Origin of the sequence: Chelativorans sp. YIM 93263 (genome assembly GCF_028767125.1) — a bacterium.
In the GTDB taxonomy this organism is placed as follows: Bacteria; Pseudomonadota; Alphaproteobacteria; order Rhizobiales; family Rhizobiaceae; genus Chelativorans.
On sequence record NZ_JAKCWP010000006.1, the window covers coordinates 81,782 to 102,270 of the forward strand.

Annotated in this window: 18 protein-coding genes; 16 read left to right on the top strand and 2 right to left on the bottom strand. The window is 62.4% G+C overall.

The window, feature by feature from the left end; genetic code table 11:
* Positions 1-24: 24 nt before the first annotated feature.
* The gene (locus tag LY631_RS13515) at positions 25-393 is read right to left on the bottom strand and encodes a cupin domain-containing protein (RefSeq protein WP_274425997.1); all 369 of its coding nucleotides are present in this window, start codon (positions 391-393) and stop codon (positions 25-27) included.
* A gap of 159 nt (positions 394-552) precedes the next feature.
* Between LY631_RS13515 and LY631_RS13520 the strand changes: the two genes are divergently transcribed.
* The 7 genes from LY631_RS13520 (at position 553) to LY631_RS13550 (ending at position 8,414) form a co-directional block, all read left to right on the top strand.
* Positions 553-1,554, top strand: coding sequence for a BMP family ABC transporter substrate-binding protein (locus LY631_RS13520; RefSeq protein ID WP_274425998.1), 1,002 nt, complete (start codon positions 553-555; stop codon positions 1,552-1,554).
* 44 nt (positions 1,555-1,598) lie between these two features.
* Positions 1,599-3,119 (top strand): ABC transporter ATP-binding protein, encoded by a 1,521-nt coding sequence (locus LY631_RS13525; protein WP_274425999.1) that lies wholly within the window; start codon positions 1,599-1,601, stop codon positions 3,117-3,119.
* Positions 3,116-4,177 (top strand): ABC transporter permease, encoded by a 1,062-nt coding sequence (locus LY631_RS13530; RefSeq protein ID WP_274426001.1) that lies wholly within the window; start codon positions 3,116-3,118, stop codon positions 4,175-4,177. The genes LY631_RS13525 and LY631_RS13530 overlap by 4 nt, the downstream gene beginning before the upstream one ends.
* On the top strand, positions 4,170-5,072 hold the full coding sequence (locus LY631_RS13535; protein WP_274426002.1) for an ABC transporter permease: 903 nt from the start codon (positions 4,170-4,172) through the stop codon (positions 5,070-5,072). The genes LY631_RS13530 and LY631_RS13535 overlap by 8 nt, the downstream gene beginning before the upstream one ends.
* A 10-nt stretch (positions 5,073-5,082) precedes the next feature.
* Positions 5,083-6,399, top strand: coding sequence for an amidohydrolase family protein (locus tag LY631_RS13540; protein ID WP_274426003.1), 1,317 nt, complete (start codon positions 5,083-5,085; stop codon positions 6,397-6,399).
* 9 nt (positions 6,400-6,408) lie between these two features.
* Positions 6,409-7,251, top strand: coding sequence for a purine-nucleoside phosphorylase (locus tag LY631_RS13545; RefSeq protein WP_274426004.1), 843 nt, complete (start codon positions 6,409-6,411; stop codon positions 7,249-7,251).
* Between the two features lie 371 nt (positions 7,252-7,622).
* The gene (locus LY631_RS13550; protein ID WP_274426005.1) at positions 7,623-8,414 is read left to right on the top strand and encodes an SDR family NAD(P)-dependent oxidoreductase; all 792 of its coding nucleotides are present in this window, start codon (positions 7,623-7,625) and stop codon (positions 8,412-8,414) included.
* A gap of 13 nt (positions 8,415-8,427) precedes the next feature.
* Here LY631_RS13550 and LY631_RS13555 read toward each other — a convergent pair whose 3' ends face one another.
* The gene (locus LY631_RS13555; protein WP_274426006.1) at positions 8,428-8,982 is read right to left on the bottom strand and encodes an HdeD family acid-resistance protein; all 555 of its coding nucleotides are present in this window, start codon (positions 8,980-8,982) and stop codon (positions 8,428-8,430) included.
* A gap of 221 nt (positions 8,983-9,203) precedes the next feature.
* Here LY631_RS13555 and cyoA point away from each other — a divergent pair, with 221 nt between their 5' ends.
* The 9 genes from cyoA to LY631_RS13600 all read left to right on the top strand — a co-directional run bounded on the left by cyoA (position 9,204) and on the right by LY631_RS13600 (position 20,290).
* Complete coding sequence (gene cyoA / locus LY631_RS13560) at positions 9,204-10,061, top strand: ubiquinol oxidase subunit II (RefSeq protein ID WP_274426008.1); 858 nt, start codon at positions 9,204-9,206, stop codon at positions 10,059-10,061.
* 14 nt (positions 10,062-10,075) lie between these two features.
* Positions 10,076-12,109 (top strand): cytochrome o ubiquinol oxidase subunit I, encoded by a 2,034-nt coding sequence (gene cyoB / locus LY631_RS13565; RefSeq protein ID WP_274426009.1) that lies wholly within the window; start codon positions 10,076-10,078, stop codon positions 12,107-12,109.
* Positions 12,106-12,696 carry a cytochrome o ubiquinol oxidase subunit III gene (gene cyoC / locus LY631_RS13570; protein WP_274426010.1) on the top strand — a complete coding sequence of 197 codons (591 nt, stop codon included), beginning with the start codon at positions 12,106-12,108 and terminating at the stop codon, positions 12,694-12,696. Before cyoB ends, cyoC begins: the two co-directional genes overlap by 4 nt.
* Positions 12,696-13,004, top strand: a complete 309-nt coding sequence (cyoD, locus tag LY631_RS13575) for a cytochrome o ubiquinol oxidase subunit IV (protein ID WP_274426011.1) — start codon at positions 12,696-12,698, stop codon at positions 13,002-13,004. The genes cyoC and cyoD overlap by 1 nt, the downstream gene beginning before the upstream one ends.
* 241 nt (positions 13,005-13,245) lie before the next feature.
* The gene (locus LY631_RS13580) at positions 13,246-14,256 is read left to right on the top strand and encodes an ATP-binding cassette domain-containing protein (RefSeq protein ID WP_274426012.1); all 1,011 of its coding nucleotides are present in this window, start codon (positions 13,246-13,248) and stop codon (positions 14,254-14,256) included.
* Positions 14,253-15,056 (top strand): ABC transporter permease, encoded by an 804-nt coding sequence (locus tag LY631_RS13585; protein ID WP_274426013.1) that lies wholly within the window; start codon positions 14,253-14,255, stop codon positions 15,054-15,056. Before LY631_RS13580 ends, LY631_RS13585 begins: the two co-directional genes overlap by 4 nt.
* 391 nt (positions 15,057-15,447) lie before the next feature.
* Entirely contained in the window at positions 15,448-16,656 is a 1,209-nt protein-coding gene (cml, locus tag LY631_RS13590) for a CmlA/FloR family chloramphenicol efflux MFS transporter (protein WP_274426014.1), read from the top strand.
* Positions 16,657-16,965: 309 nt separating this feature from the next.
* Positions 16,966-18,273, top strand: coding sequence for an ATP-grasp domain-containing protein (locus tag LY631_RS13595; RefSeq protein WP_274426015.1), 1,308 nt, complete (start codon positions 16,966-16,968; stop codon positions 18,271-18,273).
* Positions 18,260-20,290 carry a CocE/NonD family hydrolase gene (locus LY631_RS13600; RefSeq protein WP_274426016.1) on the top strand — a complete coding sequence of 677 codons (2,031 nt, stop codon included), beginning with the start codon at positions 18,260-18,262 and terminating at the stop codon, positions 20,288-20,290. The genes LY631_RS13595 and LY631_RS13600 overlap by 14 nt, the downstream gene beginning before the upstream one ends.
* Positions 20,291-20,489: the final 199 nt, after the last annotated feature.

The window sequence follows — 20,489 nt, forward strand, 5'->3', positions numbered from 1 at the left end:
CCCCGGCGAGGGACGTCTTCACCTCTATCCCTCCAGATTCACATAGCTTTCCGGTCGAAAACGCGGCACGCAGAGGCAGTAGAACTCCAGGTCTTCCGCCCCATCATTGGTAATGCGCTGGGCAGCATCGGCGGGGATGATAACTTGATCCCCGACTCTCACCGGGTGTGCCTCGCCACCGATTTCCACAACACCGCGGCCTTTTCGCACAATGTAGCGCTCGGCAATTCCATCGAGCTTGTGAAGCTGCGTCGTTACGCCCGGCTCCACGCGGGCGATCGCCAGGGATGCTTCCGGCGAACTGGTATCGTTCAGGAGTTCCGTGATATGACAGCGTTCCTCGGTCCAGAATTCCTCGCGGCCCTTGTCCGCGACATACCAATCTGGGGTCATTCGGGCGTCCTTTCAGCCGGATAAGCAAATATCAACGTGCTTGACAATTGTTAGAGGTCGCCTGTTATCTGTCAAAGAAAATCAACTGCATTATAAAATGCCGGGTGGACATTTGTTTGCGCCGGCCGCAAACGGCGTCGAGAGCGAGAGGAGTTGAACATGCGATATTGGGGGACGTTGCTGGCCGCGGGGGCGGCAGCATTTGTCACGGGCGCCGCATCGGCCCAGGAGCGATTTTTCGTCTATGTCTCGCCGGATCCGATCGGCGTAAACGCCTTCCTTCAGCTGGGCGAGTCCGGGATCGAGGCAGCAGGCGAGCAATACGACGCCGAGGTCCGCACCTATGAGAGCCGCACGGCTTCCGAGCGGATGGATAATGTGAACGCCGCCGTGAACGAGGGAGCCGATATTGTCGTCCTGCTCGGCTTTGAGTTCAACGACGTCGTGCGGCAGATCGCGCCCACCGCGCCCGATACGCAGTTCCTCATTGTCGACCAGTGCATTGACGACCGGCCAGAGAATGTTCATTGCGCCGTCTTCCGCGAGTATGAAGCCAGCTATCTGCTCGGCGTGGAGGCCGGCATGCTGACCGAGACCGATCACGTCGGCGTGGTCGGCGCGCTGGACATTCCCTTCCTGCACCGCCACACGGACGGCTTTACCGAGGGTGTGAAATCCGTCGCGCCGGATGTCGAAGTCGATGTGCGCTGGGTCGGGGGAGAAAACCCGTTTGCCGATCCCGTCCGCGCGAAGGAGCAGGCCGTCGCCATGCATGCGGCCGGCGCGGACCACATCCTTTCGGCGACGTCCGGCGGCGATTTCGGCGTGTTCGAGGCCGCGGAGGCTGAAGACTTCAAGGTCTTCACCGTCGACGTAAACCACTGCCCTGCAGTGCCCGGGCATGTTGTGGATGTCATGCTGAAGCGCGTCGACACCGCCATGGTGCAGGCCATCGGCGCCATTCTGGAAGGCGAGCACGTGATGATGTCCCTCGGGCTCGCCGAAGGCGGTATGTCCACCCTGGCGCTGGAGGACAACGGGTTGGCCGAAAGCCAATGCCTGATCGCCGAGCATCCCGAAGTCATCGAAAAGGTGCGCCGGGTCGCGAACGAGATCAAGGACGGGACGCTGGAGCTCGAAGATCCGATGTTCGCCCAGTGAGGTGCCGCGCCAAAAGCAAACGGCAGCGTTGACGGGACCGGCCGATGCGCGTCGACCTTTCCGGCATAACCGTCCGCTTCGGCCCGGTCACCGCGGTCGATGACGTCTCGCTGGGCATCGAGCCCGGCGAGATTCATGCCGTCCTCGGCGAAAACGGGGCCGGCAAATCCACGCTCATGAATGCCCTCTTCGGTCTCGTCCGGCCGGAGAGCGGCACGATCTCCGTGGACGGGAAAGAGCGGCAGTGGACCTCTCCGCAGGACGCCATCGGGGCCGGCCTCGGCATGGTGCATCAGCATTTCATGCTGCAGGACTCCATGTCCGTCTTGGAGAACATCGTCCTGTGTTCCGAGCCGGCGAACAGTCTCGGCTTCATCAGCTTCGCCGAAGCTCGCCGCCACCTCGATGAACGGGCGCAAGGTCACGGCATCGCACTGCCACTCGACCGGCAGGTCGGTGCGCTCTCGGTAGGCGAGAAGCAGGTGGTGGAGATCCTCAAGCTGCTCTATCGCGACGCCCGCGTTCTCATCCTTGATGAGCCGACCTCCGTGCTCACTCCTCAGGAGAAGGACCGGCTCTTCGCCGTCCTGCGTAGCTTTCGCGCGGAAGGCCGCGCCATCGTGCTCATCACGCACAAGCTGGACGAGGTTATGGAGATCGCCGACCACGTCAGCGTCATGCGCGGCGGGCGGCTGATCTCCTCCGAGCCGCTTTCGGCAACGTCCAAGGACCGCATTGCCCGCGAGATCATCGGCGGCGAACTTCCGCCCACGCGCGAGCGCAAGAAGCGTCCTTTGGGGGATGTGGTTTTGTCGGCCGAAAACCTGGAGATCGCCGGGCGCGGCTTCACCGTGGGGCCGCTTTCCTTCTCCGTGCGCGCTGGAGAAATCGTCGGCATCGCGGGCGTCAGCGGCAACGGCCAGGCGGATCTTGTCGAAGCTCTTGTCGGGCTCAAGCGGCCGCTTGCCGGCACGGTCTCCCTGCTCGACCAGCGCATAGAACAACAGGATATCGAGGCCCGGCGCCACATCGGCATGAGCTACATCCCCGAAGACCGCCAGCGCACAGGTCTAGCCCTTGGCGCGACGGCCAGCGAAAACGCCAATGCCGGGCGTGACGACCGCGCCGCCTTCGCGCGCGGTCCCTTCCTCAATCGCGGGGCCATGGCGGATTTCGCCCGCGCGCTTATCGATCGCTTCCGCATCCGCGTGGCGGGGCCATCGGCCGCGGCGGATACCATGTCGGGCGGCAACAAGCAGAAGCTGGTGGTCGGGCGCGAGCTCGCCCGCAACACGCCGCTGGTCATCGCCGAAAACCCCACCTGGGGCGTGGATATCGGCGCCATCGACTTCATTTATGGCGAGCTGATGCGCATGCGCGACGAAGGCCATGCCGTTTTGCTGATTTCCACCGAGCTTGACGAGATCCTCGCGCTCTCCGACCGCATCCTCGTCATGTATGAGGGCAGGATTGCCGGCGAAGTCTCGGGCGAGGAAGCCGACCGCGACCAAATCGGCAGCCTGATGACCTCGCGCGCGGCCGACGCGCTGGCGGAGGTCGCATGAAGACGCTGCGCGGCATTCTCTCCGGCGAGGCGCTGTCCTGGGCCGGCGCCGTAGCGGCCATCCTCGCCGTTTTCCTCGTGCTCATGCTGATGGTGGGCGCGCCGATCATCGAGGCGCTCCAAGGCTTTTTCAGCGGCGCGTTCGGCGGGCGGCGCTACGCCTATTTGATGACGACGCTCAGCCGCACAACCCTCATCGCCGGCATGGCGATTTCCGTGATGCTGAGCTTCCGCGCCGGGCTCTTCAACATCGGCGGCGAGGGCCAGCTCGTCGTCGGCGGGCTGGTGGCCGCGCTGGTCGGAGTGCTCCTGCCCGGGCCGCCGCTCTTCGTGCTGACGGCCTCCATCCTTGCCGCCATGGTTGCCGGCGGGCTCTGGGCCCTGCTGGCCGGTGTCCTGCAGCTTTATGTGGGCGTGCCCCTGCTGGTCGGCTCGCTGCTTCTGAATTACCCCGCCCGATACCTCGCCTCCTATATGGTCGCGCATCCATACCGGGATGTGCAGTCCGGCATGATCCAGTCTCACCTTGTGCCAATGGAGACCTGGCTACCCTATTTTCCCGGCACGCGTCTCGACATCGGCATTCTGTTCGTCGGTGTGGCGGCCGCCTTCGCCATCGTCTACAGCTACACGACCGTGCACGGCTACCATTCGCGGCTTAATGGACTTTCGCCCGATTTCGCCCGTGCCGTCGGCCTGCCGGTCAAGAAGCTCACACTCCAGACGCTCGCCATGAGCGGCGCGATCGCCGGCCTCGTCGGGGCGGTCGCCGTTTTCGGCATCCACCACCGCTATATCGACGGCATGCTGGTCCAGCCGCTTTACGCCTGGACGGGCATCATCGCCGTGCTGCTCGTCAACATGGTGCCTTGGGCCGTGCCCTTGTCCGGCTTCTTCTTCGCCGCGGTGCAGACGGGTGCCGCAGGCATGGAGCGCGCGGCGAGCGTGCCCAAGGAAATCGCCTTTATCATGCAGGCCGTCATCATCCTGTTCGTCGCCTCCCGTGTTTCCGGCGCGCTCACCGCCTCCTCCACGCGCAGGGAGACGGACAATGTTTGAGCTGATCTTCGATCCCTCTTTCGCGGAATCTATACCCCGCTTCGTCACGCCCATTCTGCTGGCCGCGCTCGGCGGCGCGCTCTGCGAGCGCGCGGGCGTCTTCAACATAGGACTCGAAGGCTTCATCCTCACCGGCGCTTTCTTTGCCGTGCTCGGCTCTTACTATACCGGATCACCGTGGATTGGAGCGCTGACCGCCATCCTAGCCGGCATCATGCTGGGCCTCGTCTTCGCCGAGTTCAACCTGCGCCGCGGCGGCAATCCGATTGTCGTGTCCATCGCCATCAACATCCTGGCAGCTGGGCTCACCACCTACCTCCTGCGCGCAATTTTCGACGTCATCGGCGCTTTCACCGATCCCAATATCGTGCCGTTCCGCCCCATCCACATTCCACTGGTCGAGTCCATCCCCTTCCTCGGGCGCGTGCTCAGCGGCCAGCCCGTGCTGTTCTACATCGCCGTGGCGGCCGTGCCCGCGATCCACTACTTCCTCGCGCGCCACCGGTTGGGCCTGCGCATTCGCGCGGCAGGCGAAAACCCGGCTGCCCTGGTCGCCGGCGGCGTGAGCCCGCGCATCGTGCAGCTCTGGTCGCTGATCGGCTGCGGCGCATTGTGCGGCCTGGCGGGTGCCCAGCTTTCCATCGCCAATGTCAGCTTGTTCGTGGAGAACATGAGCGCCGGGCGCGGCTGGATCGCGGTTGTGGCCGTGCTTTTGACGCGCGGGCGCCCTTGGCCGCTCTTTCTCATCGCCATCATCTTTGGCGCGGTGGACAGCCTGTCCTTCCGCGTGCAAGGTTTGGGCCTCGCGCAACAATTCACCGACATGATGCCCTATGTCGCCACCCTTCTGGTGCTTGTTGCGCTGTCATGGTGGCGCAAACGGCAGACAATTTGAGGAGGCGGCCATGACGGATCTCGTCATCAGGAACACAACAATCGTGACCTGCGACGGCCAAAACACCGTGCTCACCGATGGCGGCGTGGCAGTGGAAAACGGCCGGATAACCCGCATTGCTCCGTCCAGCGAGCTGGAATCTGCGGCCTCCAACGCCCGGGAGGTGGTGGACGGCACCGGCCACATCCTCATGCCGGGCCTCGTCAACGCTCATTGCCATGCCGGCGACAGCCTGTTCCGCGGCTTGGTAGAGGACCTGCCGCTGGAGCCATGGCTGCAGGTCGTGTGGAAGGCGCAAGGCGCCACCCTGAACCGCGAAACCACCCGCCTGGGCAGCATGCTCGGCTTGTCGGAGCTTCTGCTTTCCGGCGTCACCACGACGATGGACATGTTCTGGTATCCGGACGAGACGGTGCACGCCGCCCGCACCCTCGGCGCGCGTATCTCCACCGGCGGCATCTTCTTCGACCCACCCGGCGTGACCGGTGACGACCTGAAAGGCCGCATCGCCGCCGCCGAGCGCTTCTTCGAGGAATTCGGCGACGCCGAGGATGTCTTCCCCGCGGTCCTGCCGCACGGTGCCTACACGGTCTCCCCCGACAATCTGAAGACGGCAAAGCAGATCGCCGACCGCCACGGTGCCCTCTTCTGCACCCATGCAGCCGAAACCCGCGCCGAACAGGCGGATATATCCAGCCGCTACGGCCGCACCGTCATCCGTCATCTCGACCATTTGGGGCTGCTCGACGAGCGCACGGTGCTCGCCCACTGCGTCCACCTGGACGACGAGGAGATCGACATTCTGGCACGCAGCGGGGCCTCGGCGGTGCACAACCCCATGTCCAACCTGAAGCTCGCCTCCGGCTTTGCGCGCGTGCCGGAAATGCTGACCGCGGGCATCCCCCTGGCGCTCGGCACGGACGGTGCGATCAGCGGCAACGATCTCGACATGTGGATGGCGCTGCGCCTCGCCGCCACCATGCACAAGGGCTATACTGGGCGCGCCGATGCCGTCTCCACCGCGCAGGCGCTGGCCATGGCAACAACCGCCGGCGCGAAGTCGCTCGACGCCGAAGAGCGTATCGGCAGCCTGGAGCCCGGCAAATTCGCCGACATGATCCTGATTGACATCAAGCGCCCGCATGCCGTGCCCATGTTCGATCCGGTGACGCACCTCGTCTATTCCACGGCGAAGTCTGACGTGCGCCACGTTTTCGTCGGAGGACGGCAAGTCGTGCGCAATGGCGCGCTCACGCAGCACGACATTGCAGAGACCATCGCGCAAGTCGAGCAACTTCAACCGAAGATCGCCGCCAGCATTGCCTAAGGAGTATCGATGACCGAGAGCCAGCTAGCCCGCCTGAACCGGGCCCACGCTTCCATTGCCGAGCGCGCCGGCGCGCCGGTCGAGATTGCCGTCATGCTAGGCTCCGGCCTCGGTCACTTGGCCGATGCCGTCGAGGACGCCACGGTCATCCCCTATGGCGAGATCGAGGGCTTTCCCGTCTCCACCGCGCCAAGTCACAAGGGGCAGTTCGTCATCGGAACGCTCTATGGCCGCCGGGTGGCGATGATGCAGGGCCGCCTTCACCTTTATGAAGGCTGGACACCGCAGGATATCGCGCTTGCCGTCTACCTGCTCAAGCGGCTGGGCAGCGAGACTTTCATCGTCACCAACGCCGCCGGCGGGCTGAACCCGGATTATGACGCAGGCGATGTGATGCTGATCGAGGATCACCTGAACTTCACGGGTCAAAATCCGCTGATCGGCCCCAATGACGAGGAGATCGGCCTCCGCTTTCCGGATATGTCGCGCGCCTACGACCCTGATCTTCTTAAGCAGACGGGGCAAGCGGCCGAGCGCGCCGGCGAGGCGGTGCGGCGCGGCATCTATATCGGCATCACAGGCCCCTCGCTAGAGACCTCCGCCGAGCGGCGCCATCTGCGTGCCTCCGGCGGCGATGCGGTCGGCATGTCCACCGTCACGGAAGTGATCGCCGCCGTCCACACCGGCCTGCGCGTCATCGGCCTCTCCGCCATCACCAACGCCGCCACCGGCGGGCCGGACCAGCAGCCCGACACTGTCGAGGATGTGCTCGCCCACGCGGCCATTTGCGGGGAGAAGATCGAGGCGATCCTGAAAGAGCTTCTGCCGGACTTGCCTGTGGGCGAGAGGTAGCCAGCATGGATTCCGTTCGGCCAACCTTTTCGCCCTCATCAACTCTGAAGCGTTTGTTTGCACCCGAGCCTTGCGCATGCTGGAAATGACGAGCGTAAGGTGCGTTTCTGGAAAAGCCGGCCCGTTTCGCCGCAGCTCCGGCATGGATACCAAGGTCAAGCCTTGGTACAACGAGGTGGAGAACGCTTCGGTTCATCGCCGAGGTTCGAGATTAGCGCAGACATAGACACATTCGTCATCCCAAGGCTTGACCTTGGGATCCATGCCTGAGCGGTCACGCATCGCACCAACGCTTCCGGAAGGCCGCCGCATGCTGAGGTGGCGAGCCAATTTTGCAAACGCAGTCGCAACCAAGGTTTCTACCCTAAACCATGACTAACTCCGTCCCACCCCTCTCCACCCTCCTCGACCTCTCGGGCCGCACCGCGGTCGTCACCGGCGCAAGCGGCGGCATCGGCTCCGGCATCGCCCAACGGTTCGCCGAAGCCGGCGCGAAGGTCGTCTGCCATTACCACAAAAACCGGGCCGCGGCGGAAGCGCTCATCACCAGCATTGAAGAAACCGGCGGAACGGCGATCGTCATCGAGGCCGACGTCTCGACACGGGAAGGCGCCGAGGACCTGATCACAAGAGCCGCCCGCCTGTTCGGCGGCGTGGACCTCCTCGTCAACAATGCCGGCCATCAGCCGGTAGAGCCGCTGATGGAGATTTCCGAGGCGAGCTGGCAATCCATGATGGCGGTGAATGCCGGGGGGCCGTTCCTCACCACGCGCGCTTTCGCCGATCATTTGCAGGGGCAAGGCAAGGGCGGGGCGGTGGTCAACATCGCCTCCATCGAGGGCCACCAGCCCGCCCCCGGTCACGCCCACTACGCGGCGTCGAAGGCCGCCCTGGTGATGTTTACCAAGGCCGCCGCCCTCGAGCTCGGCCCGCTTGGCATCCGCGTCAATTCCGTCTCTCCGGGGCTCATCGGACGCGAAGGCATCGAGCAGGGGTGGCCGGAAGGCGTGGAGCGATGGAAGAAGGCTGCCCCGTTGGAGCGCCTAGGACAACCCGACGACATTGCCGATGCCACGCTGTTCCTCGCATCCGATGCCGCGCGCTGGATCACCGGCACCGATCTCGTGGTTGATGGTGGCGTGAGCGCCCGGCCCACCTGGTAGCGGCGCTCCGGCTTTACGCGTTCCGCAAGGCCAGTCCCGCCCCGATCCAGCCGATACCGGCAAAGACCAGGTCGACACCGAGGAATATACCCAGCGTGAACAGGCTTGTCGCGGGCCATCCGGCCACGATTATCAGGCCGACGATCACGGTGATGATAGACGATATCAGCACCAGGACCCAGCCGGACTCTTCGCGCAACCGCACCGAAAGAACCCCGCGCATCACCCCGGCGATCAGCAGGCCCAGGCCGAGCATCAGTGTCAGCACTTCCGATGCCAGTGTGGGATTTGTAAAGGCAATGAACCCGGCCGCGACATAAAGGGCGCCGATGATGATCCAGAGAAAAAACCGGCCCCAGCTTCTCATGCGGAAGCCATGAACGATCTCGGCCACGCCGGCGAGTGTCATCATGATGCCCACGATGAAGACACTGGCGACCGTTGCCGTCACGACACTCATCAGCGCGACCACGCCCCCTACCAGAAACAGTACACCCAGGGCGACGATCCAGCCCCACCGCGATTTCAGTTCCGGTCCCCTCGGAACCGTTTCAAGCGCACTAGACACGGTGACCTCCTCCAAGCCGTTGAGTGAAAGCTGTTGTCCAGCCAGGTCGAGAGCTTGCACTTTGCGTGAATCCTGTCAATTCACCTGCCGCCGATCGCGCTTTAGTGGCATATTTACTCGTTGAAAACCAAGAGTTGCATACATGGATTGATCATTCCGCATAGCCGTTTCAAACTAAACCGTGCCGAATCAGGCAGAACAGTTCGTGAAACGGAACAAGAATGCGTCGAATTCGGGGGGCCGCGATCACGTTCAGCACAGCGTTGCTGCTGAGCGGTTGCAGCATGCCGGCGCTGACCCCCAAAGGGCCGATTGCGCGGGCCGAGCGGGATCTTCTTTTCGATGCGCTCGGACTCATGATGATCGTCGCCATTCCGGTCTTCATCATGGCGTTCGTTTTCGCGACGCGCTACCGCACTTCCAACAGGAAGGCGCGCTATACACCGGATTGGTCGTTCTCCCTCGGGATCGAGGCGCTCGTCTGGCTCGTTCCGGCTCTCATCATCGTCGCCCTGGGGTATCTGGTCTGGACAGCCACCCACCGGCTCGATCCCTACGAGGCTCTTGCCTCCACCGTGGAGCCGGTCAAGGTCCAGGTCGTCGCGCAGGACTGGAAGTGGCTTTTCATCTATCCCGAGCAGAAGGTTGCCGTCGTCAATGAGCTCGTGTTCCCGAGCGAGGCGCCGCTCAGTCTCGACATCACATCCGATACGGTCATGAATGCCTTTTTCATTCCCGAGCTTGGCGGTCAAATCTACGCCATGGCGGGAATGCGCTCGCACCTCAATCTGCTTGCAGACGAGCCCGGCACGTTCCAGGGCCGCAACACGCAGTACAGCGGAGACGGCTTCCCGCATCAGCATTTCAAGGCGGTCGCCACGACCCGCGAAGCTTTCGACGCTTGGGTCGAGGAGGTCCGGCAATCCTCGCAAGAGCTCGATGCGGGAACCTACCAAAAGCTTGCCGAGCCCACGATCGGCCATTCGGTGACCTATTATTCGAATGTCGAGCCGGATCTGTTCCGAAAAGTCATCGCGAAGTACGCGGCCCGGACCACCGGGGCGCGAGGCGCTGAGTAGCGCGGGAGACCAGGATGCTCGGAAAGCTGTCGATTGACGCGCTCCCCTTCTACAGCTGGGTCGCCATGGGCGGGGCGGCGGTCACCGTATTCGGCGCACTGGGAGTTTTCGCGCTCGTTACCTGGCTGGGTCAATGGCGCTATCTCTGGGACGAGTGGCTGACCAGTGTTGATCACAAGCGCATCGGCATCATGTACATCGTGCTGGCGCTCGTCATGCTCCTGCGCGGCTTCGTCGACGCGATCATGATGCGCGCGCAGCAGGCATTCGCCCTGGACTCGCAGGGCTATCTGCCGCCCGATCACTTCGATCAGATCTTCTCCTCCCACGGCACGATCATGATCTTCTTCATGGCCATGCCGTTCCTGACCGGGCTGATCAACATCGTCGTGCCGCAGCAGATCGGCGCGCGCGACGTCGCCTTTCCGTTCCTGAATTCCGTCAGCCTGTGGCTCACCGCAGCCGGCACCGGCCTCGTCATGGCCTCGCTCGTCATCGGTGTCTTCTCCACCGCCGGCTGGACCGGGTACCCACCCTATTCCGGCATCAAGTACAGCCCGGATGTCGGCGTGGACTACTGGATCTGGGCGCTGCTCGTCAGCGGCATGGGATCGACCCTGACAGGGATCAACTTCGCCGTCACGATCCTGAAGCGCCGCGCGCCCGGCATGAAGCTGATGCGCATGCCGCTTTTCACCTGGACAGCGTTTTGCGCCAACATTCTCATGATCTTCGCCTTCCCGGCGCTGACGGTCGCCTGCACCATGCTCGCGCTCGACCGTGTGCTCGGCATGCACTTCTTCACCAATGATGCCGGCGGGAACATGATGAACTATGCCAATCTCTTCTGGATCTGGGGGCATCCGGAGGTTTACATCCTTGTCCTGCCGGCCTTCGGTGTCTTTTCCGAGGTGGTGGCGACCTTCTCGCGCAAGCGGCTGTTCGGCTATCATTCGCTGGTCTACGCCACGGCGGCGATCGCGCTTCTCTCCTTCACTGTCTGGCTCCATCACTTCTTCACCATGGGCTCCAGCGCCAACGTGAATGCCTTCTTCGGCATCGCCACCATGGTCATCGCCGTGCCCACGGGCGTAAAGATCTTCGACTGGCTGTTCACCATGTTCAGGGGGCGCATCGAGTTCAGCGCCCCGATGTACTGGACGCTCGGCTTCATCGTCACCTTCGTGATCGGCGGGGTCACGGGCGTACTGCTCGCACTGCCACCGGTCGACTACGTGATGCACAACACCACCTTCCTGGTGGCCCACTTCCACAACATGATCATCCCCGGCGCGCTCTTCGGCTATCTCGCCGGATACATGTACTGGTTCCCGAAGGCCTTTGGCTTCACACTCGACGAGCGCTGGGGCATCCGCTCCTTCTGGTGCTGGATCGTTGGATTCTACCTGGCTTTCATGCCGCTCTACGTGCTGGGTTTCATGGGCATGCCGCGCCGCATGGAGCAATACAACGTGCCGGAGTGGCAGCCCCTGCTGATCGTCGCATCACTCGGCGCCGTCGTCATCCTCCTCGGCATCGTCTGCCTTGTCGTTCAGCTCGTCGTCAGCATCCACAATCGCCTGGAGGCGCGGGACCTGGCGGGCGATCCGTGGGACGGGCGCACGCTGGAATGGATGACCTCTTCGCCGCCCGCGCCCTACAACTTCGCGATCATTCCCCAGGTGGAAAGCCGTGATGCCTTTATAGAAATGAAACGGCGCGGCACCGCCTATTCGCACCCGCAACAGTACACGGACATCCAAATGCCGAAGAACGCCATGGCCGGCGTTTTCATCGGCGGTTTCGCCTTCCTGCTCGGCTTTGCCGTCGTGTGGCACATCTGGTGGCTGGCCGTCGTCGCGCTGCTGGGCATTTTCGCGGCCATCACCGGCCGTGCCTTCAACGACGATACCGAATTTGTCATCCCGGCCAGCGAGGTCGAGAAGATTGAAACCGAGCGCCACCGGAAGCTCGCCATAGCACGCAAACACTATGGCCATGACGATCAGACGCCAGTCGCGGATCCCTTTCCCGGAGGTGCGGCATGACAGGCGCAGTGACCGCAGAGCACGAGCACGACACGCACGAAGAAAAAACGCTCGGCTTCTGGCTTTATCTGATGAGCGACGCGATCATCTTCGCGCTGCTCTTCATGACCTATGTGGTCATGGTCAACAACACCGCCGGCGGACCAGCCGGCCGGGAACTCTTCGACGTCGGTCACGTTTTCGCCGAGACCATGGTGCTGCTCGCCAGCAGCATCACCTTCGGCTTTGCCAGCGTGGCACTCGTCTCGAAAAGCAAGGCCGGCGTGCTCGCCTGGCTCATCATCACTTTCCTGCTCGGCTTCTCTTTCGTCGCCATGGAAATCATCGAGTTCCTAGGCATGATCGCACAGGACGCCGGGCCCGGCCGCAGCGGTTTTCTCTCGGCCTTTTTCACCCTGGTGGGCACGCACGGCCTGCATGTCAGCCTCGGTCTTGTCTGGATCGTGGTGATGCTGGCGCAAGTCGCCGTGAAAGGCCTGACTGCGCCAGTTGGCTCCCGCCTTATGCGGCTCGGTCTCTTCTGGCATTTCCTGGATATCATCTGGATCGGGATTTTCTCGGTCGTCTATCTGCCGGGGGTTCTGTGATGGCAAACACGTCCGCCCAACCGAGCCCGAAGACCTATCTGGTCGGCCTCGTCCTGGCGCTCATGCTGACCGCCTTCCCCTTCGCCCTGGTGGTCTGGGGCTCGCTACCGCGCATGCAGATCCTGCTGGTGATCGCCATTGCCGCCGTCATTCAGGTTCTGGTGCATCTGCGCTTCTTCCTGCATCTCGACCTCACGCACACACCGCGCGAAAACCTGCTGGCAATCGCCTTCGCTGCCCTCCTGATTTGCATCATGATGGGCGGCAGCTTCTGGATCATGTTCGACCTGAACCACCGGATGATGTGAGAGCCCGTTTGAGGCTTCGGTGGTGGCGTTCCGGAAGCGTCAGCGCGCGCGACGAAACACGACAGCGCTTGCGAAAACGTACCTTACGCATGCAGCCGTCTACAACGTATCGCGCTCCAACATTCCTGCTGACAACCTATGTCAGCAGGAATAAAAGGTTCACTGTTCCATAGACGGCTTCTGATATAAAAGCTTCGCTCCGCTTGGCCGTCTGCGGCTGCTTGCAATCGAGAGCGAACCCATGAACGAAGCCTCGCCTGTAGAGACGACGAAACCGCGCACGCAAACGCCGCTTGCGATTACCGCCCGTGGTCTTGTCAAGACATTCGGCGAAACACGCGCCGTGGACGGGATCGACCTGGACGTGCCGCGTGGCATGATCTTCGCCATTCTCGGGCCGAACGGCGCGGGTAAGACCACGCTCATGCGTATGCTCGCCACCCTGTCGGCACCGGATGCGGGAACCGCGACCGTCGTGGGGCACGATCTGGTGAAAGAGCCGCACGAGGTCCGCTCCGCCATCGCCATGACCGGCCAGTTCGCCTCCCTCGACGAGGACCTGACGGGACGCGAGAATCTGATTCTCCTCGCGCGTCTGTGGGGCTTCCGCGGGCGCCAGGCGAAAAGTCGAGCCGACGCCCTGCTTTCGGCTTTCAGCCTGTCGGATGCCGCCGCCAAGCAGGTGAAGGACTATTCCGGCGGCATGCGCCGCCGCCTCGACATTGCCGCCTCGCTGATCGTCACGCCGGGCGTCCTCTTCCTGGACGAGCCGACGACTGGCCTCGATCCCAAGGCGCGGCAGGATGTGTGGCGAATGATCCGCCAGCTTGCGGGCTCGGGCGTCACCATCCTGCTGACCACGCAGTATCTGGAAGAGGCAGACCAGCTTGCCGCGCGCATCGCCGTAATCGACAAGGGCCGGAAGATCGCCGAAGGCACCAGCCGTGAATTGAAGGCGGCAACCGGCTCCGGCTTCCTTCACATTGCACTGGACGATGCCGCCCGTATGGAAGAAGCAGCACAGCTTCTGGAAAGGCGGCTGGATGCCACGGCGCAGACCAGCGTGGAAGGCGCGGAGCTCTCCGTTCCCGTCACAACGGCGAGCGCCGCGAACGAAGCCATCGCCGCGCTTATCGCCGCCGGCATCGACGTTTCGACCTTCTCCATGGGTCAGCCAAGTCTCGACGAGGTCTTCTTCGCCCTGACCGGACAGGTCACGGATGCCGAGGATGAAAAGGAAGCAGTGTCATGAACAATCCCGCGTCTCTTACGCTGCAGAATGTGGAGCGTCCGAAGCGCCCTTCGGCGATCTCGAACGCGCTCGTCTTTGGCTGGCGCGCGGTCTTGAAGTTCAAGCATGTGCCGGAGCAGCTGTTCGATCTGATCATGACGCCGCTCATGTTTACGCTGCTTTTCACCTTCATCTTCGGCGGCGCGCTTGCGGGCTCGGTGGGTGATTATCTGCAGTTTTTCCTGCCGGGCATCCTTGTCCAGACGGTGACGTTCAACGCCGTCTATTCCGGGATGGGGCTTTCGACAGACCTGAGCAAGGGGCTGTTCGACCGGTTCCGCTCCCTGCCCATCTGGCCGCTGGCACCCTTTGCCGGGCTGATGGTCGGCGATGTCCTGCGCCACCTGATCGCCGGCCTCATCATTCTGGGCGTCGGCCTGATCCTAGGCTACCGGCCGGAAGAGGGTATTCTTGGGGTCGTCGGCGCCTTCCTGCTCCTGTTTGCCATCGGCTTCGGGTTCGGCTGGATATTCCTGGTACTCGGCCTCTTGATACGCACACCCATGACGGTGATGACCATAGGCTTTACCTTTATCTTTCCGATCGTCTTCGCCTCCAACATCATGGTCGATCCGTCCACCATGCCGGGTTGGCTCCAGGCATTCGTGGAGGTGAACCCCATCTCCCTGATGACGACGGCCCTGCGCGGGCTGATGAACGGCGGCATCACCCTGGAGCAGATCGGCCTCGCCCTCATCGCACCGGTGGTGCTGACCGTGGTCCTCGCCCCGACAACACTTTGGCTCTACATGCGCCGGTGATGCAGAGCGTCTTTCTCCCCAAGTTGGGGGAGAGAAGCCGAGCCCAGGTCAAAATACTAAAGACAAAATGGATTGGTTTGAGATCAGCAGACAATCTGGATGATTCCGCGAGAGAGCTACTTCCGCTCTGGCCCGTTACGGAAGATCATGATGCCGCCAAAACACAACAACCAGAACCGGCGGTTGCCAGCCTCAGTCCTGCTTGATACAGGATAGCCCTGCCATTTATCGACCACCTCACTGAGGCACGAAGTCATGGAATCGAAGCAGTCAGACCGATAGGCCGCAACAACGCCTGCCTTGTTGTTGCGGCTGTCTGCCAGGTTCCACCTTCAGATCATGAGAACGCAGGCCGCCGCCAGATGTCACTCATTTGAGCGGATGCTTTGTCATGCCTATTCACAATCCACGGCTGTGGACTTACAGCCTGCCAGTCGCCTTGTTGCTTTTGGCGCCATTCAACATTCTTCCCTCGCTCGGCATGGACATATATTTGCCAATCGTCCCAGCGATGCCCGGAATCCTCGGGACCACCCCGGCCGTGGTCCAGTTAACCCTTACCCTCTACATGATCATGCTCGGCGTCGGGCAGATCATATTCGGCCCACTCTCTGACCGGGCCGGCCGCCGGCCGGTCCTGTTCGGCGGTGCCGCACTGTTCGCACTGGCCTCGTTTGCCTTGGCTGTGACGTCTTCGCCCTCTCTGTTCGTGACGCTGCGGCTGTTCCAGGCGATTGGCGCATCGGCAATGCTGGTGGCGCTCTTTGCGACCATACGCGATGTTTACGCGGAAAGGCCGGAAAGCGCCGTCGTCTACAGCCTCATGAACGGAATGCTAGCCTTTGTGCCAGCTCTCGGTCCGATTGCCGGAGCGCTCATTGCCGGTTCTCTTGGATGGCGCATCATCTTCATCACTCTGGGCGTTCCTGCGATATTGATACTCCTTTGCGCTTTACCTGCTTGGCACGAAACGCGACCCGTGCATGAAACACCGCGTGAAGCCTCGTTCGGCCCGGTGCTGAAGAGCCTCGCCTTCTGGACCTATACATTGGGTTTCGGCACGGCCATGGGCACGTTCTTCGTGTTCTTCTCCACCGCACCGCGTGTACTGATCGAGGGTGCCGGCTTCTCGGAACTCGGTTTCAGCCTTGCCTTCGCGACCGTGGCTTTCGTCATGATCGCCACGACACGTTTCGCCGCGCGCTTCGTGGAGCGGTGGGGAATTGCCGGAAGCGCTGTGCGTGGCATGGTGCTTCTGATCTTGGGCGCCTGCGTGCTGCTGTTCGGCCAGCTCTTCCTTCCGCCATCGTTCTGGTCGTTCATTCTCCCGATGTGGCTGATGGCAGCGGGCATTGTGTTTGCGGTCTCGGTCACGGCCAACGGCGCACTGCAGGAGTTCGGAGATATCGCTGGCACCGCTGTTGCCCTGCATTTCTGCATCCAGAGCATCATCGTCGGTGTCGTCGGCACCTTCTTTGTAATTGCCCTCAACGGCGATACCGCCTGGCCCCTGATCGTCTATTCGGCCGGCATGGCCGCGATTACCCTGGCGGCGCTGCTGCGGCTCCACATTCGGGATAAGCGTCTCCAAGCCGCTTAAGGCCATTTATGCGAGCCGCCGCGACAACGGCCGCTCCTCAGCGTCGGCACACCGGCAGTACCCGCTCCCCTTCCCACCATCCGCTGCCATTCATAAACCCATTTCGGTGCCCGATAGCCTTCCCAGGAACTGGCGTTGACCCCTCAGCTCTAACCGGAGACGCGGGCTCGTCCATACTGTCGATCTCGAACGCTGAAGGCGGCTGCGTTTGACGCTGTTGCGATCTTCGTCGGAACTTTGGTTAGGCGCGACGGTTCCTTAGCAGTGCTTACGCCAGGTCTAAACCCGCCGACGGAGAACACCGCCAATATGTCGAATGTATTTGTAATCGGCCTCGAGCCATTCAACCTTGCGCTGTTGGAAGCCATGCCGCAAGCCGACGAGATGGACTTTCGCGAGCTTCTCGATACGCATGAAGCGATAGAGGTTGAGCCGGGATTCAGCTTCGACGAGATGCTTAGGCTGGCGGAGAGCCGCCTGCGCGAAAGCGATCCACCCGACGCCATTCTCAACTACTGGGATTTTCCGGGCTCATGCCTAACGCCGGTGCTTTGCAAAAGGCACGGGCTAACAGCGCCAAGGCTGGAAGCTGTTGCAGCGATGGAGCACAAGTACTGGGCGCGACAGGAAATGGAAGCCAGCGTGCCCGATGTCACCCCGAAAGTCTGCGCTGTCGATCCTTTCGCGAGCGATCCCGCCGCCGCCATTGACCTGGATTTTCCGTTCTGGCTCAAGCCCGTCGTATCGCATTCCTCCTATCTCGGGTTCCGTGTCGAGGGTCCCGAGGATCTCCAGGTGGCGATCACTGCCATGCGCCAGCACATCGGACATTTCGGCCATGCATTCGACGAATTTCTCAAGCTTGTGGAGCGCCCGCCGGAAGTGGCCGACATCGGCGGCTGTTATTGCATAGCCGAGGAGATTATCTCCGCCGATGCGCAGGTCACGCTTGAGGGCTATGTCTGGAACGGCGATCTCACGGTCTACGGCCATGTCGACTCGTTGCGCGAGGGCCAGTCGCAATCATCGTTCTCGCGTTACGAATACCCTTCTCGATTACCGCAGCCGGTGCTGGAGCGGATGGAGAAGGCGATCGCCCGTCTTCTGAACCACATTGGCTACGACAATGCGCCTTTCAACGCTGAATTCTTCTGGGACGAGCAAAGCGACCGCATCAGCCTGTTGGAGGTGAACACGCGGATATCCAAGTCGCACTGCCCCCTCTTCCAGGACGTCGATGGATCGAGCCATCAGAAGGTCGCACTCGATCTGGCCTTGGGCCGGGCACCGGATTTTCCCAGGCGCGAGGGAAAATGGCCGAAGGCGGCAAAATTCATGGTCCGGATGTTTCAGGACGGAGAGATCAAAAGGGTACCGTCGGCGCCGGAACTCCATCACGTGCAGTCACGCTACCCCGAAGCTCTCATCCAGGTTTTGGTCAAGGAAGGACAGCGCCTGTCGCATCTCACATTTCAGGACAGTTACAGCTTTGAGATCGCAGACATATTCGTCGGCGGACGAAGCGACGCTGAACTGATGAGCAAGCACGCCGATATCATGGAGTTGCTGCCCTTCGAGATAGGTCTCACGGCGCAGGTACCTGATGAAACTCATTGACGAACTTCCCTTTCCGGTCGATGTCGAGGACCACGTGGAAATAACCATGGCGGATGGGGTGCGCCTTTCAGCGCGCATCTGGCTGCCAAGAGAGGCCCACAGGACACCTGTTCCCGCCATCCTCGAGTATATACCCTACCGCAAGCGCTTCGGCACCGCTCACCGCGACGAGATCACGCACGGCTTTCTCTCCGGCCACGGCTACGCGTGCGTTCGCGTGGATCTGCGTGGAAGCGGCGAATCGGAGGGCGTGCTTGCGGACGAATATCTGCCCCAGGAACTCGAGGACGGTATCGAGGTCATCGAGTGGCTCGCCCGCCAGCCCTGGTGCAATGGCTCCGTCGGGATGATGGGCATCTCCTGGGGAGGCTTCAACGGGCTGCAGATCGCTGCGCTAAGGCCGCCGGCGCTGAAAGCTGTCGTCAGCGCGTCCTCCACCGACGACCGGTACTCCGACGACGTGCACCACATGGGCGGCTGCCTGCTGGGCGACAACCTCTCGTGGGCGTCCGTGATGTTCGCGTACAACAGTCTGCCACCGGATCCGCTTCTCGTCGGCGACAAGTGGCGGGATATGTGGTTCGAGCGGCTCGAGGCCGGGGGCTTCTGGCTTCCGACATGGCTGTCCCACCAGCGGCGCGACGCTTATTGGCGCCATGGTTCGATCCGCGAGGACTACTCGGCGGTCGAGTGCCCGGTTCTTCTGGTGAGCGGCTGGGCCGACGGATACACCAATGCCGTCTTCCGCATGCTGGAGGGGCTCAATGTGCCGCGCCAGGGACTCGTCGGTCCTTGGGCGCATACTTACCCGCATCTTGGCAGCCCCGGTCCAGCTATTGACTTCCTGACGGAAATCAAACGCTGGTGGGACCATTGGCTGAAGGGTATCGCGAACGGCGTCATGGACGAGCCGATGCTGCGTGCATGGATGCAGGACAGCGAACGGCCTACCACGCAATACGAGGAGCGCCCGGGGCGCTGGGTTGGCGAAAACAGCTGGCCTTCCGCGAAGATCAGGGACCAGACACTGGCACTGCGTCAAGGCTCGCTCGGCGATCCGGCGAAGATGGCCGATCCGGATCCTGCTAGCGAAACGATACAGTCACCCCTGTCCGTCGGCTTGTTCGCCGGCAAGTGGTGCTCCTATGCTTCCGGACCCGACCTCGCGCACGACCAGCGCCAGGAGGACGGCGGCGCGCTCATCTTCGAGACGGAGCCCCTGGCGGAGACCATCGAGATATTGGGCCAGGCTTTCGTCGAATTGACGGTGAGCGTCGACCGGCCTGTGGCAATGATCGCAGCGCGCCTGTCGGATGTTTGGCCCGACGGTTCTGCAACCCGTTTCACCTACGGTCTGCTCAACCTCACCCACCGCGACAGCAGGGACCATCCATCGGTGATGCAGCCCGGCGAGAAGACCCGCGTGAGGGTGCAGCTCAACCATATCGCGCAGCAATTGCCGGCCGGACACAAGCTGCGCCTGTCGCTCTCGACGTCTTATTGGCCGCTTGCATGGCCGCCACCCGAGCCGGTCGCGTTGACCGTGCACTTCCACGACTCCACCCTTAGTATCCCGATACGCGAGCCGCGAGCGGAGGACAGGGAACTGCGGAGTCTGGGTGATCCCCAGGGCGCGCGGCCAAGTGGCAGCCGGATGATATCGCCCGAGCAGCACGAGTGGCTTGTACGACGCAACCTGGCGAGCGACGAGTCGGTGCTCGAGGTTATCGACGATCGAGGCACATATGTGATGGAGTCCACAGGGCTGGAAGTCGGCGCGAAAGCTGTGGAGTGCTATCGCGCGTGCGGAAACGATTTCGATTCTGTCGCCGGAGAGACGGTTTGGGACCGCAGCATCGCTCGCGGCGATGATTGGCGCATCAGCACAAGAACGCGCACGCGCCTTACATCCTCAGCCACCGAATTTCACATAACAGGAGACATCGACGCCTATGAGAACGACCGTCGGGTCTTTTGTCGAACCTGGCAGATCTCTGTGCCGCGGAACCTGGTATAGACGCCACCCGCCGCTATGCGGACCATCGACACACCAACTCCGGGGCGCGCTGCTCACGCTGCGCGCTCCAGTTCTCTTTGATACTCACAAACCAGCAGAGTGGGGCGAAGAGCACAGAAGACCCGACGGTGCGGGTGGCAGGACCGCATCGCTTCCTGTTCGCCGGCGCCCTTCCGGCGACGCCCTGAGCCGACGCTGC

What these genes read in the sequence shown, in the direction of transcription:
- LY631_RS13515 (WP_274425997.1), bottom strand. Translation starts at nt 393, where the DNA reads ATGACCCCAGATTGGTATGTCGCGGACAAGGGCCGCGAGGAATTCTGG.
- LY631_RS13520 (WP_274425998.1), top strand. Translation starts at nt 553, where the DNA reads ATGCGATATTGGGGGACGTTGCTGGCCGCGGGGGCGGCAGCATTTGTC.
- LY631_RS13525 (WP_274425999.1), top strand. Translation starts at nt 1,599, where the DNA reads ATGCGCGTCGACCTTTCCGGCATAACCGTCCGCTTCGGCCCGGTCACC.
- LY631_RS13530 (WP_274426001.1), top strand. Translation starts at nt 3,116, where the DNA reads ATGAAGACGCTGCGCGGCATTCTCTCCGGCGAGGCGCTGTCCTGGGCC.
- LY631_RS13535 (WP_274426002.1), top strand. Translation starts at nt 4,170, where the DNA reads ATGTTTGAGCTGATCTTCGATCCCTCTTTCGCGGAATCTATACCCCGC.
- LY631_RS13540 (WP_274426003.1), top strand. Translation starts at nt 5,083, where the DNA reads ATGACGGATCTCGTCATCAGGAACACAACAATCGTGACCTGCGACGGC.
- LY631_RS13545 (WP_274426004.1), top strand. Translation starts at nt 6,409, where the DNA reads ATGACCGAGAGCCAGCTAGCCCGCCTGAACCGGGCCCACGCTTCCATT.
- LY631_RS13550 (WP_274426005.1), top strand. Translation starts at nt 7,623, where the DNA reads ATGACTAACTCCGTCCCACCCCTCTCCACCCTCCTCGACCTCTCGGGC.
- cyoA (WP_274426008.1), top strand. Translation starts at nt 9,204, where the DNA reads ATGCGTCGAATTCGGGGGGCCGCGATCACGTTCAGCACAGCGTTGCTG.
- cyoB (WP_274426009.1), top strand. Translation starts at nt 10,076, where the DNA reads ATGCTCGGAAAGCTGTCGATTGACGCGCTCCCCTTCTACAGCTGGGTC.
- cyoC (WP_274426010.1), top strand. Translation starts at nt 12,106, where the DNA reads ATGACAGGCGCAGTGACCGCAGAGCACGAGCACGACACGCACGAAGAA.
- cyoD (WP_274426011.1), top strand. Translation starts at nt 12,696, where the DNA reads ATGGCAAACACGTCCGCCCAACCGAGCCCGAAGACCTATCTGGTCGGC.
- LY631_RS13580 (WP_274426012.1), top strand. Translation starts at nt 13,246, where the DNA reads ATGAACGAAGCCTCGCCTGTAGAGACGACGAAACCGCGCACGCAAACG.
- LY631_RS13585 (WP_274426013.1), top strand. Translation starts at nt 14,253, where the DNA reads ATGAACAATCCCGCGTCTCTTACGCTGCAGAATGTGGAGCGTCCGAAG.
- cml (WP_274426014.1), top strand. Translation starts at nt 15,448, where the DNA reads ATGCCTATTCACAATCCACGGCTGTGGACTTACAGCCTGCCAGTCGCC.
- LY631_RS13595 (WP_274426015.1), top strand. Translation starts at nt 16,966, where the DNA reads ATGTCGAATGTATTTGTAATCGGCCTCGAGCCATTCAACCTTGCGCTG.
- LY631_RS13600 (WP_274426016.1), top strand. Translation starts at nt 18,260, where the DNA reads ATGAAACTCATTGACGAACTTCCCTTTCCGGTCGATGTCGAGGACCAC.